We start from the raw sequence: 12,503 nt of genomic DNA on the forward strand, positions 1-12,503 counted from the left end.
TTTACCGGTACGACACAAACCATTACTCATCGCTATCCGTTATTCTCCAAGAGTCACATTCGTCTACAGCAAGATCATAAACTGCTGGTGGGTCGTTGGTGGCAATACCTTCACAGTAGGTCTGGAATGACTCAATATCTTCTAATGCATTCTCAGGCGGTCTCATAGAATGGGCAACTTCCGCGATCTCTTGAGTCCCGTCGTCATAAATGAAGTACCGATCATGGACAGATGCTTGGATATCCTCTCGGTCGTCGATGGGGAGACCTCTGAAGTACGACAAAACTGCTAGACGTCCATAGGGCCCATCAAATACCACCTTAGTTTCTAACGTGTAGGTATAATTGGAATCGTCAAGAACGGCTGACTCAGTCGAAACGATTCGAACTCGTTCAGGATATTCTGTAGGCTCGATATCGGATTTTGATACAGAAATCATTAGTTGTCTATTCACCAGTCTCTGGTTTTACTGTTCCTCTTCCCTGGTGTGGAGCAGTGGTCAAGCATGATCTCTTGTAAGGCACCAGCACTTATCGTCAGTCACACATTGTCTCCTGCGAGTACGCCTGATGCATAGGTTTATGATTATTCATTGAATTATTAGCACTAGCGAACCGCACTACGGAGGCGACCCGCGTGATGTGGCATAACGAACTCTCCCGGGCTATCGGGGAAACAGTTAAAAGAACCTCGTCGCCGTCTGTTGACTTCTAGCCGTTATGCGGCGGTATGGGCGCTGCAGGATTTGAACCCGCGACAGCTTGGTCCGAAGCCAAGTACTCTGTCCAGACTGAGCTAAGCGCCCGTACCACCTCTTTTCGGTCGGCCCCGTATAAGTCACTCGATTTGCGACGCTTTCGACACCGACCAGCACACCATACTCGCTCGAGCACCCGGTACTGCGTTCTGCTTCTCAGTCGGTGAAAATTATCGCACGAGGTCTTTATGCTGTATGACCAAGAGGAAACTGTTAATGACGGTGAACGAGGCCCCGATTCCCGACGATAGCCGGTCTGTAGACGCACCGCTCGAGTTGCTTACTGACGACGAGAACGAGGTCTGGACTGCCGTCCCCGCCGATGCGACTGGCGATGACCGGGTAAGAAAGTGGCTCTCGGTCGACGCTGATACGCTGTGTGATCTCGAGGAGTGGCGATAACGGCAGTTGCCCATGCGGGAGATTGACGCTACCCGGTCACGTTCCTGATCGGGGTCGCCCGACAGCATCGTCCAGTTCCCACTGGGGGCGGATCGGACCGTTTAACCAGCCCGACTGAGCAGTCCCGTCCATGACAGCGGGCGAGACGATCCGTGGGTTGCTCGAGTTGACGCGACCGGTAAACGTGATTGCGGCGAGTGTGTTGACGTTTATTGGCGCGTTCGTCGCCGGCGGTGTCACCACTGCGCCGTTTGCGGTGGTTGCGGCGATCGCTGCAACGGGGGTTGCAGTCGGGGCCGGGAACGCGATCAACGACTATTTCGATCGGGAGATCGACCGGATCAACCAGCCCGAGCGGGCGATCCCCCGCGGGGCGGTGAGTCCACGTGGCGCGCTCGTCTTTAGTTTCGTCCTGTTTGTCGGTGCCGTTGGACTCGCGATCACGCTTCCGGGAGCTGCAATCGCCATCGCAGCGATCAATCTCCTCGCGCTGGTGGCCTACACGGAGTTTTTCAAAGGATTGCCGGGGCTGGGGAACGCGCTGGTTGCCTATCTCGTCGGGAGTACGTTTCTCTTCGGCGCTGCAGCGGTCGGGAACATGGGTCCCGCCGTGGTTCTGTTCGTCCTCTCGGCGATCGCAACGCTGACTCGAGAGATCATCAAGGACGTCGAAGATATCGCCGGTGACCGCGAGGAGGGGTTGAACACGCTTCCGATCGCGATCGGCGAGCGACGCGCACTCCAGCTTGCGGCAGGATTGCTCGTCGTGGCAGTCCTCGCGAGCCCGGTTCCGTATCTCGTCGAGTATTTCGGTGTCGCGTACCTACTGGTGGTGCTTCCAGCAGATGCGGTGATGCTCTATGCGGCCGTCGAGAGTTTCGAGGATCCGACGGCTGGACAATCACATCTCAAGTACGGCATGTTCCTCGCTGCGCTGGCATTTATTATCGGCCGGGCGGCGATCAGGGTTCCGGGAGGGCTCTGAATCGCGAACTCGTTCGGGTCGAAGACGCCTCTCGCGAGTAGTAATTAGTATTGGTGGTAATTGTGCGATCAAAAGTAATATAAGCTGGATACCGTATTCTCATACTACACGCCGACGTAGCCAACGAACACAGTAACGGCAGCAGTACGGCTGCAGATGGATGTGAGTATCTGGTATGTATGACCTCGCAGACGTCCTACCGGACGCTGAAATCGATCCCGGGACGAACCTACTCATCGCGGGCCCGCCGCTTACGGGAAAGCGACAGCTCGCGTTCGACATCCTCGCGAGTGGTGCCAATCGCGGTGACGGGTCGATCGTCGTGACGACCAAAGACAGTGCCAGCAAGGTCCTCGAGTCGTTTACCGACTCGGTTGGCCCTGGTGTCGACCCCGATATCGGCGTCGTCGACTGTGTTACCAAGCAGCGTGGGATCGGTTCGGTCGAGGACGACCCACGGGTCAAATACGCCTCCTCACCCGTCGACATGACGGGAATCGGAATCAAGCTCTCGGAGTTCCTCCAGGATTTTTATGAGGAACGTGGCGTGACTGAAAACCGAGTACTGCTGTCTTCCGTTTCGACGTTACTCATGTATTCGGACCTTCAGACCGTCTTTCGGTTCCTCCACGTCTTTACCGGCCGGATCCAGAGTGCTGACGCAATGGGCATCTACGTCATCGACTCGACGTCTCATGACGCCCAGACGATGAACACGCTCAAACAGCTGTTCGACGCCTCCATCGAACTTGGGGAGAGGAGCGATGGCAACGAGCCACGAATCCGGACGGCTGGCCTGTCGAGTTGATTGTGATCACGCTACGGGCCGACTACTGACGTTCGATCGGATACAGCTGGGATCACGACATGCTGTACGAACGATCTCTTCGATCGGCCGGCCGCTAACTCGCTTATGGCCGTCGAGGAACCGATTGGTATCGCTGTCTCTTCTGTCTGAGCGACGAGGTCAGTACGCCATGCAGCCTCGAGCGAGATGCTGCCGATGTACTCGGGACCTAACCGAGGATTCGTGACGATGAAGTGGCGAGTCGTACTGAAGCCGATGGCCGAGGCTGTCCAGGATCGGTTCTAACGGTCGACACCGTCGACTTGTCGTCTGAGACGGGCGACCGTGCGTTACTTCGCTCCCGTATTGTCCGCTTTGGCATCCGTGCCCGGGTTTGCTTCCCCGTCGGTGGACGCCGTCACCTCGCCATCGGCTTCGGCATCCTCGAGTTCGGCCTCATCGATGGCTGCCTCAGCGAGGATCTTCTCGCCGTCGAGACCCTGTTCTTCGGCCATCGCAAGCAACAGCGCGCGCTGTTCGGTGAGCTGGTGGTCGAGACGCGTGACCGTTTTGTGGGTCTCATCCATCTCCTCTTCTAACCCGATGATCCGTTGCTGGAGTTGCTGTACCTGCTTGTACATCGCTTCGGCACGGTCGGACAGGCTCTGAATCTTCTTTGCAGTGCTGCCAAGTCCCATAGTTCAGCGATGTATTGGCCGACTAATGGGCCTTTTCCTCCGTTGCGTGTCCAGCAATCGATTGCTGATCGACGGGTCGGCATTCGAAATCGATGAGCTCGCTGTCGAGGACACCCTGACAGCCTCGGGCGATCACGGAGGCGAAAGGCCCTTAAGTTCCACCCGTCTACGACGAAGTGGATAGGTCGGGCAGTTTGGCCCTGCTCACTACCCGCGCTATGGTCATCAGCGGGGACCGAACACCGTGGACGTCCGGTCAGACCGACCGGAGCCCCGGGAGCCAACATAGAAGCCTCGTCCGTCGGGGACAGCGGTCCACGATGGCCGTCCGCAGGGACGTCCCATCGTGGTTAGTCGGCGACAGCCCATCAGGCGCGGAAGCGAGCAGTGGACCGCCGAACACCTGTCGCTCGACGGGTTGCGGGGTGGAGAAGGCAACTGGGATTCCTCCGGCCGGAACGCCGGGCAATCGCGGCTTCCACATTCATACCGATTTTCACTCCGACAAGCCGATGCTCTCTACTCGCCCAGAACAGTTCGTTGTAACAGCCTTCCGTGCGGATCACAGTCGGTTGCTCCACTCGAGTCGACCGGACTGCGAGACACCGATCGCACGGCTGTCGGCTGTGTCGGAGTGTCGTGACGTCAGTCGATTCACTACTCAAAAGAAGTCCCACGACAGGGTCAAACCAGGATGTGGGTGTGGATGGCTGTCGGGTCGACCCTGCGGTAACACGTGGGAAGACTCGTAGCCGTATTATTCGTCGACTGCAGACGTGTTGGTTGGCTGCTGTTCTGTTCGCCGCTTTGCAAAGCTCATGCCGCCAGCAAAGCTGAGCGTGCCAACGAGGGCAGTGATTCCAAGCAACATTTCGTGACTGACGTGGTGCAAGAGTACTGGTTCCATCTTTGAACCTTCATCCGTAGCATGCTGGTCGTATGATATAATCGTTTCCAAATTCACCTTCAGTAGTGAAAGTTAGCTTGTGGTTGAGATCGAGATTCCGTTCACGAGCGTGATCGCGGTTCGAGTGGTTCCCGCACAGACTCACCCGTGGGGAGACGACGTTCGGCGGCGTCAGGACTCGAGTGTCAGCGATATGCACGCAAAAACGGGTCGCCGAACCGTCGCGCTAGTCGGTCGTCTGTCCGAGACGCTGTCGGTCTTCGAGTTCGAGCCCGCCCTCGAGCGTGCGGACGGGGTAGGGGATATCGATCCCTTCCTTGTCGAAGCGTTCCTTGACCGCAGTGACGTACTCGCCACGCGTGCGAACGAAGTCAGCGCGGGATGGGTTTGCGATCCAGAACCGCGACTGCAGCCCGACGTCGGAGTCGCCGAGTTCGGTCAGTCGGACGGAGGGCGCGGGATAGTCCATAATGTCGGGGTGGCGCTCGGCCTCCTCGACGATGATGTCGGTCGCCTGCTCGATATCGTCGCCGTAGCCGATCCCGAAGACAAACTTCAGCCGGAGCTTGTCGGCGTCGACGGGATTTTTGAGGACGTTGTCAGTCAGCGCCGAGTTCGGCACCGTCAACAGTTCGTTGTCGAACGTCCGCACGCGGGTCACGCGGAGGCTAATGTCTTCGACGACGCCCGAATACGTCCCGTCGTCCCACTCGATCCAGTCGCCGATCCGGAACGGTTTGTCGGTGTAGATGAACACGCCCGCGACGAAGTTCGAGATGACGTTTTGCATCGCGAACCCGATCGCGAGTGCGCCAGCCGCGGCGATGCCGGCCATCGACACGAGGAAGTTGCCGTACTCGGCGAAGCCGAACGCGATCGCGATCGCGACGAACGCGATTCCGAACTTCGTCAGCATCAACAGCGGGTTCTGTGCGTGTTTGTCGAGATCCCGTCTGTCGAACGCTCGCTTGACCAGCGGCAAGACGATCAGCCGACCGAGGATCCAGATTGCGACGAACGCAATGACGAATTTGATCGCACTTTCTGCACTCGCGGCAGCCGCGGTTCCGATCACATCCTCGAGGGCGCGCCCGATCACACCGAGATCCGCCGCTTGCAGTGGGATCAATCCACTACCGCCGCTCATCGGTGTAGCACTGCCGTATGTCCGCGGGTGTCGACCAGTTCGGCGTTGACGTGGCCAGCGAGATCGGCTGCCTTTTCGTCGGTCGAACTGCCGGCGCGGGCCGCACGAAGGAATTTGACCTTCACGAGGTGTTCGTTCGAGAGTTGATCGTCGAGTTCGTCGACGACCGACTCGAGACCGCTCTTGCCGACCCAGACGGTGACGTCGAGGTCGTGCGCTTCTTGCTTGAGTTCCTGTGTATCCATGGCCCTCAATAGCGATCCGAGCCGTTTCAATCTTCCCGATTCGGGCTCTCACGACAAACCGGGGCCGGAAATCAGTGACGGCTCGATTGGACGACCCTACTCGGTGTAGGGATATCGTGCGTGAGCCCCACAATCACAGGTGATCACGACGTGTCCGTTCTGCAGTCTCACACGGGCGTTCCGTCCTGGTCGCAGGTACGCATCACAGCGGTCGCAGGTGAACCGTCGGAACTCCCGTGGCAGTGTGAGCCGGTTTCGCTCCGCGACGCGACGGGCCAGTCGGACGTAGTATCGCGCTCGGTCATCGTTGCCCTCGGCTGCCGCCGCTCGAGCCAATTCGTGGAGGCGCTCGATTCGCTCGGCGGCGATATCCATACGGTCCGTTTTATCGGGTCGCGTATTGATGTTGTGTTCTCGGAGCCGTCTGGGACCGGCGATTGCAAGCAATATGTTTCATGATAGAAGACCACACAACGTGGTTGTTAGACCGAAGAAACGACAATCAAGAGCGTTTCGATGCTTCTCCATAGCCAACGACAATGCGCAATATTGTTATATACCAACAGCAAAGGTGTATACTAGACTGAATGAACTGTGATACAACCGACCACGTCGACGGTATCGATCGGCGATCAGTCCTCGCTGCCGCTGGAGCAGGGCTGTCGTTCTCGCTGAGCGGTTGTGTCGATACCGTCCAAAGCGTCGTCAGCGATGCCGAGGACGACCAAATCTCGTTGTCTCTTGTCACGGTCCCCGACGATGGCAACAGAGAGACCGTCCGCATTGCACGCCATCTCGAGCAAAACCTCGAGGCGGTCGGTATCGACGTGACCATCGCCTGGCGGTCGCGCTCGGAGTTCCTGAAGATGGTCCTGATCGATCACGACTTCGATCTGTACGTTGGTCGCCACCCCGCCGACTTCGACCCCGATTTCCTCTACGAGGCCCTCCACTCCACGTACGCCGAGGAATCCGGCTGGCAGAACCCCTTTCAGTACTCGAATCCAACCTTCTTCGACCCCCTCCTCGAGGAGCAGCGCCGAGCCGACGGCGACGAACGGCGCGAACGAATCAAACCAGTCCTGAGAGCACTCGCTGAGGAGAAACCGTTCGATCCGATCTGTCGTCCTGACGAGTACCGCGTCGCCAACACCCGGTTCGACGGGTGGGGCGATGGCCACCTCGCGACCCGTCGTGGCTATCTCGGCCTCGAATCAGAGGCGGACGCCGAGCGACTACACGCGCTCGTGACCGACGCACGACCGTCCCAAAACGTCAATCCGCTCTCGGCGACGGTCGACGAACAGGGAACGATCACCGACTTGCTGTACGACTCCCTTGGAACTCTCGTCGTCACCGAGGACGACGAGGGAGTGGCCTACGACGTCGAGCCGTGGCTCGCCGCCGAACCCTGGGAGTGGGAACCGACCGACGAGATAGATGCGTCCGAATCAGTTGCCGAGACGGACGAGACGAAAACGGACGCCGATGGGATGCTGACTGCAACGGTGACGCTCCGAGAGGACTGTACGTTCCACGATGGTGAGCCAGTGACCGCCGAGGACGTCGCGTTCACGTACCAGTTTCTCAAGGACACCGCACGCGGCCAATCCGCAAGCCCATCGCCGGCACCACGGTATCGCGGTCAGGTGAGCGCAGTCGAAAACATCGAGGTCGAAGACGACTATCGGCTTCGGATCACCGTCGATGCTGGCACCGAGGTCGGTGAGCGTGCACTGACGGTTCCGATCCTCCCCCGACATATCTGGTGGAACGAAATTCAGGACCGAATCGGTGATCTCGAGAACTTCCGGGCACCACAGGGGCGATGGGGACTCGTCGAAACGAACTCGGTATCGCCGATCGGAAGTGGCCCCTTCCAGTTCGAGAGCCAGTCCGAGCGGACCTATCTGCATCTCGAGCGCTTCGACGACCACTTCTCCCGTCGCGATGACGTCGACCTTCCCGAACCGACCGTCGACGAGCTCCGATTCACCGTCGATCCCGGCAGCACCTCCTCTATTTCACGGGTCGAAAGCGGTGACGCCGACGTCACATCGTCGCTGCTCGAGGCACACTCGATCAGCGACATTCCGGACAGCTCAGACGTCGAACGTCTCGAATCACCCTCGTGGACGTTCTATCACCTCGGGTTCAACACCGATTCCGGGCCGTGTAGCAAAACCTCCTTCCGGCAAGCAGTGACGCAGCTGATTGATAAGGAACGGATTACCGAGAAGATGTTTTACGGCCATGCGACGCCGCTTTCGAGCCCGGTCACCGACGAGTGGGTCCCCGACGACCTCGCGTGGGACGGCGACGATCCGGTCACTCCCTTCATCGGAACCGACGGATCGCTAAACGTTGCAGCAGCACGCGCTGCATTCGAAGCAGCCGGATTCCGGTACGACGATGATGGCCGGCTCCGTGATCGATACTAATGCTCTCTGAGGTGCTGACCAGGGTCGTGATCGTCGTCTCGATCCTGCTTCCGATTTCGCTTGGGCTGTTCGTCGGGCGAGAGCGACTCGCGACGACGCGAACGGAGTGGCGCTCCCGGATTCGGCTATCCGGACCGGCAATTCTCGTCGTCTCGTCCGTCCTGTTGCTCAACCGAACCGTACGGCAGGACGGTCCGGGAATCGGCGTCCATATGACTGAGGTGATCCGGAAGATCGAAGGCGAGTTCGTTCTGATCTTTCAGGAAGTGGCGACGCCACAACTGACGGCGTACTTCTCGTTTATTTACATCTACGGCTACACGTTCCTGCTGGTCTTCCCGGTCATGGCGTATTTTGCGCTCTCGGACACCAAGATGTTCCGTCGGCTGCTCACTGCGTATGCGTTCAACTACGCGATCGGGCTCGTGTTGTACGCACTCGTGATCGCATACGGCCCGCGAAACGTGCTGCCCGAACTGATCGCAAGTTCGGGTTCGGGGACATCAACGATGCTCTACGACCACAGCCCCGAGTTCAAATATCTGACCCGGGAAGTCAACCGCAACGTCAACGTCTTCCCGTCGTTACACACGTCGCTTTCGGCGACGGTCGGGATATTTGCCTATCTCACTCGCTCGAGCTATCCGAAATGGCTCCCCGTCGCAATCGTTCTCGCGGTCAGCGTCATCATCTCGACGATGTATCTGGGGCTTCACTGGGGGATCGACGTCCTCGCAGGGCTGGCGCTCGCATCGTTCTGTGTCGCCCTCTCGTGTCGAATCGTCGGTCGCTGGTCGCTATCGGGGTTGTACGAGCAACTGACCGAATTCGACCGGTTCTAAGACGGCGTGTACAATGGCCGTAACTGCAGTCTCGGTGTTCAGATCCGCTAACACAATACTGTTATATTACCGCGAGCGAACTGTAACAAAAGATCGAGATGGGGGATGAACGGATCAGCGCTGGTCGAACTCCCGACGGAGACAGCGCTGTCACCGGCAGTACTGATGGCATCAGCCGTCGGGCTGCACTGGCCAGTGCCGTCGGACTAACGGCGTCAACCAGTGGCTGTGTCCGCCAACTGCGTAGCATCGTCAACCGGGACGACATCCAACAGCTGTCACTGACGATTACCACCCGTTCTGCGGACGGTGACCGGGAAAGTATCCGGCTCGCTCGAGAGATCGCTGCGACCCTCGAGACCGTCGGGATCGACGTGTCGATCGAGATGCGATCGAACGAGGAGTTCCTGCGGGCGGTGCTGATCAACCACGACTTCGACCTCTACGTCGGCCAACATCCCGGCGGGATCGACCCGGACTTCCTCTACGAAACGCTCCACTCGCTGTACGCCGACGAATCCGGGTGGCAAAACCCCTTTGGCTTTACAAATCTGCTGATCGACGACCGCCTCGAGGCCCAGCGAGTAGCCGACGGGGACGAGCGCCGTGAAGCCGTTGTGGCGATGCTCGAGGCCATCGCGATCGAACAGCCGTTCGTCCCGATCTGTACCCCGACCGAGTATCGCCTCGTCAGGGACGATCGGTACGACGGCTGGAGTCGCGGCCATCTCGCGACACGGACGGGCTATCTCGACCTCGAGCCACAGACGGACAACAGCGCCGACCGGCTCCGGGTCGTCCACATGGACCCGCGGCCATCAGAGAATCTCAACCCGCTGAACGCGGAGTACCGGGAACAGGGGACGTTCATCGACCTGCTGTACGACTCGCTTGCAGTCGAGGTCGTCGCTGCCGACGGCGATCATGCCCTCGAGCCCTGGCTCGCCGAGGGCTGGGAGTGGACCGACGAGTCGACGCTGCGTCTCGCTCTCCGGTCCGACTGTGCGTTTCACGACGGCGAGCCGGTCACTGCCGATGACGTCGCCTTTACGTATCGCTTTCTCGAGGACACTGTGCTCGGAGCCGACGCGTTCCCCGCACCCACACCGCGCTATCGAGGGCGCGTCGCTGCGGTGGACGACATCGACGTGCGGGATGAGACCACACTCGAAATAACGGTCGGGACGGGCCAGGCAGTCGGTGAGCAGGCGCTGACAGTGCCGATACTCCCCGAGCATCGATGGTCCTCCCGGGCAACGGCTGCAACTGTTCCCGGCGTTCGCATCGCACAAGGAACGACCGAGGCGGTCGTCACTGACAACATCCCACCGATCGGTAGCGGGCCGTTTCAGTACGACAGCCACAGCGACCGGGACTACGTGCTGTTCGAGCGCTTCGACGACCACTTCACGCGGCGCGGGTCGGTCGACTTGCCCGAGCCGACCGTCGAGGAGCTACGGATCGGCATCGATCCCCGGAGCACGTCGGCGATTCAGTTGCTCGAAGACGACAGCGCCGACGTCACGAGTTCACCCCTCGAGAGCTACGTGATCGAGGATATCGAAGAAACGGACGCTGTTCGCCCGCTCGAGTCACCCTCGTGGACGTTTTACCATCTTGGGTTCAACGCCCGGTCGGCACCCTTCGGGAACCCGCGATTTCGGCAAGTCATCGCCCAGTTGATCGACAAAGCGTGGCTGGTTGACGAGGTGTTCCACGGTCACGCAACACCGATCGCGACGCCGGTGACCGACGAGTGGACCCCGGACGACCTCGCGTGGGACGGCGCGGACCCGAAGATGCCGTTTCTGGGTTCGAACGGCGAGGTCGACGTCGATACGGCACGGACGGCGTTCGAGGAGGCTGGGTTCCGGTACGATGCCGATGGAAAGCTGCGGGTGAGACAGTGATGCTGGGCCGGGTATTGGTACAACTGGTCGTGGTCGTCATGCTGTTGGTTTTCGTTTCGACCGCGCTGTTCGTCGGCCGATCCCGACTCCGAACGACACGGAGTGCGTGGCGACGTCGACTGCGGGCGGCCGCACCGATCACGATCGTTCTCGTCGCCGTCTTGCTCTTGAATAGCGTCGCCAGACAGATCGTCCCGGACCTCTCGTGGATTATCGACTGGAATCTCACCGATCCGATCCACGACCTTGAGGGGGAGTTCATCATCTGGTTGCAGGCACAGGCGACGCCGTCGGTGACGGCGTACTTCTCGTTCATGTATATCTACGGTTACGTCTTCTTGCTGGTGTTCCCCACCATCGCCTACTTCGCACTCTCGGAGACGCGTCCGCTCCGGGAGCTGTTGACGGCCTACACGCTGAACTACACCATCGGATTGGTGCTGTACGTCTTCGTCATCGCCTACGGACCGCGAAACGTGATGCCCGAACTCGTCGATGCGCTGTTGTACGACACCTATCCGCAGTATCAACACCTCACGCGACAGGTCAATCGCAATACGAACGTCTTCCCGTCGCTGCACACCTCGCTCGCAGTCACTGTTTCCATGCTCGCATATCGCACGCGGGAGCCGTATCCGATATGGAACGTCGTTGCGGCCATTCTCGGTGTCTCCGTCGCGATTTCGACCATGTATCTCGGCATTCACTGGGCGATCGACGTCGTCGCCGGCGTCGTCCTCGCATACGTCAGCGTCGAACTCGCCAGCATCCTCGTCGGGCGCTGGTCAGTTTCGGCGTGGATGGGCAGCCGCACGCTGTCGCTGCGTACGCTTTGGCGGCGCTAATCGTCCTGTTTCGGGTTGTCCGCCCGCAACTCGGATCCACGGTGTCTGGCAGTGAGCCGGTGCTGCTCGAGGCGTGAGAAACGGCGAAAATCGCGACTGGCTAGTCGTTAGTTATCCTCGAGTGCGTCGGCGATCCGCTTGAGTGCGCGCGTCTGGTCGCGCATCTCGTCGCGAAGCTGTCGGACTTCCTGGACGAGTTCCTCGTTGCCGACCTCTTCGCCGCGGCCGCCGGGTGCGCCACCGGGGCCACCGGGACCGCCCGGGCCGCCGCCCATCATGCCGCCCATCATCTGCGCGAACGGGTTGCCGCCACCGCCCATGCCGCCGGGGCCACCGCCGCCACCGAACGGACTCTCTGGCGGTTCACCCTCGCCTTCGCCCTCTTCGGCGCGTTTTTCGCGAATCTCTTCGACTCGTTCACGGAACGACTTCTCCTCGCCGCCCTCGTCTCCTGCGTCGTTGGATTCGTTTTCCTCAGCCATGCCTGCTGCTTCTGTGCCACCGCGGAAAAGGATTACCATGTGTTGGATACACTGG

General features: G+C 59.7%; 14 protein-coding genes, 1 tRNA gene and 1 other RNA gene. 8 read left to right on the forward strand and 8 right to left on the reverse strand.

The window, feature by feature from the left end:
• Window positions 1–22 precede the first annotated feature (22 nt).
• A complete protein-coding gene (locus BW940_RS21010; protein WP_143823859.1) occupies window positions 23–439 on the reverse strand; it encodes a hypothetical protein in 417 nt (138 codons plus the stop codon).
• A gap of 291 nt (window positions 440–730) precedes the next feature.
• Window positions 731–805 (reverse strand) — tRNA-Arg (locus BW940_RS03100).
• 168 nt (window positions 806–973) lie between these two features.
• Between BW940_RS03100 and BW940_RS03105 the strand changes: the two genes are divergently transcribed.
• From BW940_RS03105 to BW940_RS03115, 3 genes are all read left to right on the forward strand, one after another.
• Entirely contained in the window at window positions 974–1,159 is a 186-nt protein-coding gene (locus BW940_RS03105; RefSeq protein WP_076608107.1) for a DUF7511 domain-containing protein, read from the forward strand.
• A 130-nt stretch (window positions 1,160–1,289) separates the two neighbouring features.
• Window positions 1,290–2,144: a geranylgeranylglycerol-phosphate geranylgeranyltransferase gene (locus BW940_RS03110; RefSeq protein ID WP_076607738.1), complete on the forward strand. Its 855-nt coding sequence runs from the start codon at window positions 1,290–1,292 to the stop codon at window positions 2,142–2,144.
• Window positions 2,145–2,319: 175 nt separating this feature from the next.
• Complete coding sequence (locus BW940_RS03115) at window positions 2,320–2,952, forward strand: RAD55 family ATPase (RefSeq protein ID WP_076607739.1); 633 nt, start codon at window positions 2,320–2,322, stop codon at window positions 2,950–2,952.
• A gap of 329 nt (window positions 2,953–3,281) precedes the next feature.
• Here BW940_RS03115 and BW940_RS03120 read toward each other — a convergent pair whose 3' ends face one another.
• Complete coding sequence (locus BW940_RS03120; RefSeq protein WP_076607740.1) at window positions 3,282–3,629, reverse strand: DUF5798 family protein; 348 nt, start codon at window positions 3,627–3,629, stop codon at window positions 3,282–3,284.
• Between the two features lie 173 nt (window positions 3,630–3,802).
• On the opposite strand from BW940_RS03120, the gene ffs reads away from it, so the two are divergent.
• An RNA gene (gene ffs / locus BW940_RS03125) (signal recognition particle sRNA) lies at window positions 3,803–4,114 on the forward strand.
• Between the two features lie 272 nt (window positions 4,115–4,386).
• On the opposite strand, the gene BW940_RS21435 is transcribed toward ffs, so the two are convergent.
• The 4 genes from BW940_RS21435 to BW940_RS03140 all read right to left on the reverse strand — a co-directional run bounded on the left by BW940_RS21435 (window position 4,387) and on the right by BW940_RS03140 (window position 6,303).
• On the reverse strand, window positions 4,387–4,536 hold the full coding sequence (locus BW940_RS21435; protein ID WP_159440154.1) for a hypothetical protein: 150 nt from the start codon (window positions 4,534–4,536) through the stop codon (window positions 4,387–4,389).
• A gap of 226 nt (window positions 4,537–4,762) precedes the next feature.
• Complete coding sequence (locus BW940_RS03130; RefSeq protein WP_076607741.1) at window positions 4,763–5,683, reverse strand: mechanosensitive ion channel family protein; 921 nt, start codon at window positions 5,681–5,683, stop codon at window positions 4,763–4,765.
• Complete coding sequence (locus tag BW940_RS03135) at window positions 5,680–5,928, reverse strand: YhbY family RNA-binding protein (protein WP_076607742.1); 249 nt, start codon at window positions 5,926–5,928, stop codon at window positions 5,680–5,682. Before BW940_RS03135 ends, BW940_RS03130 begins: the two co-directional genes overlap by 4 nt.
• A 96-nt stretch (window positions 5,929–6,024) precedes the next feature.
• Window positions 6,025–6,303, reverse strand: a complete 279-nt coding sequence (locus BW940_RS03140) for a ribonuclease P protein component 4 (RefSeq protein WP_076607743.1) — start codon at window positions 6,301–6,303, stop codon at window positions 6,025–6,027.
• A 212-nt stretch (window positions 6,304–6,515) separates the two neighbouring features.
• Here BW940_RS03140 and BW940_RS03145 point away from each other — a divergent pair, with 212 nt between their 5' ends.
• The 4 genes from BW940_RS03145 to BW940_RS03160 all read left to right on the forward strand — a co-directional run bounded on the left by BW940_RS03145 (window position 6,516) and on the right by BW940_RS03160 (window position 11,966).
• Entirely contained in the window at window positions 6,516–8,369 is a 1,854-nt protein-coding gene (locus BW940_RS03145) for an ABC transporter substrate-binding protein (protein WP_076607744.1), read from the forward strand.
• Window positions 8,369–9,211 carry a phosphatase PAP2 family protein gene (locus tag BW940_RS03150; RefSeq protein WP_076607745.1) on the forward strand — a complete coding sequence of 281 codons (843 nt, stop codon included), beginning with the start codon at window positions 8,369–8,371 and terminating at the stop codon, window positions 9,209–9,211. Before BW940_RS03145 ends, BW940_RS03150 begins: the two co-directional genes overlap by 1 nt.
• A 98-nt stretch (window positions 9,212–9,309) precedes the next feature.
• On the forward strand, window positions 9,310–11,121 hold the full coding sequence (locus BW940_RS03155; RefSeq protein WP_076607746.1) for an ABC transporter substrate-binding protein: 1,812 nt from the start codon (window positions 9,310–9,312) through the stop codon (window positions 11,119–11,121).
• On the forward strand, window positions 11,121–11,966 hold the full coding sequence (locus tag BW940_RS03160) for a phosphatase PAP2 family protein (RefSeq protein ID WP_076607747.1): 846 nt from the start codon (window positions 11,121–11,123) through the stop codon (window positions 11,964–11,966). The genes BW940_RS03155 and BW940_RS03160 overlap by 1 nt, the downstream gene beginning before the upstream one ends.
• Before the next feature lie 107 nt (window positions 11,967–12,073).
• Here BW940_RS03160 and BW940_RS03165 read toward each other — a convergent pair whose 3' ends face one another.
• On the reverse strand, window positions 12,074–12,487 hold the full coding sequence (locus BW940_RS03165) for a hypothetical protein (protein ID WP_173834836.1): 414 nt from the start codon (window positions 12,485–12,487) through the stop codon (window positions 12,074–12,076).
• Between the last annotated feature and the right edge of the window lie 16 nt (window positions 12,488–12,503).

It is taken from the genome of Natronorubrum thiooxidans (genome assembly GCF_900156475.1).
Classification (GTDB): domain Archaea; phylum Halobacteriota; class Halobacteria; order Halobacteriales; family Natrialbaceae; genus Natronorubrum; species Natronorubrum thiooxidans.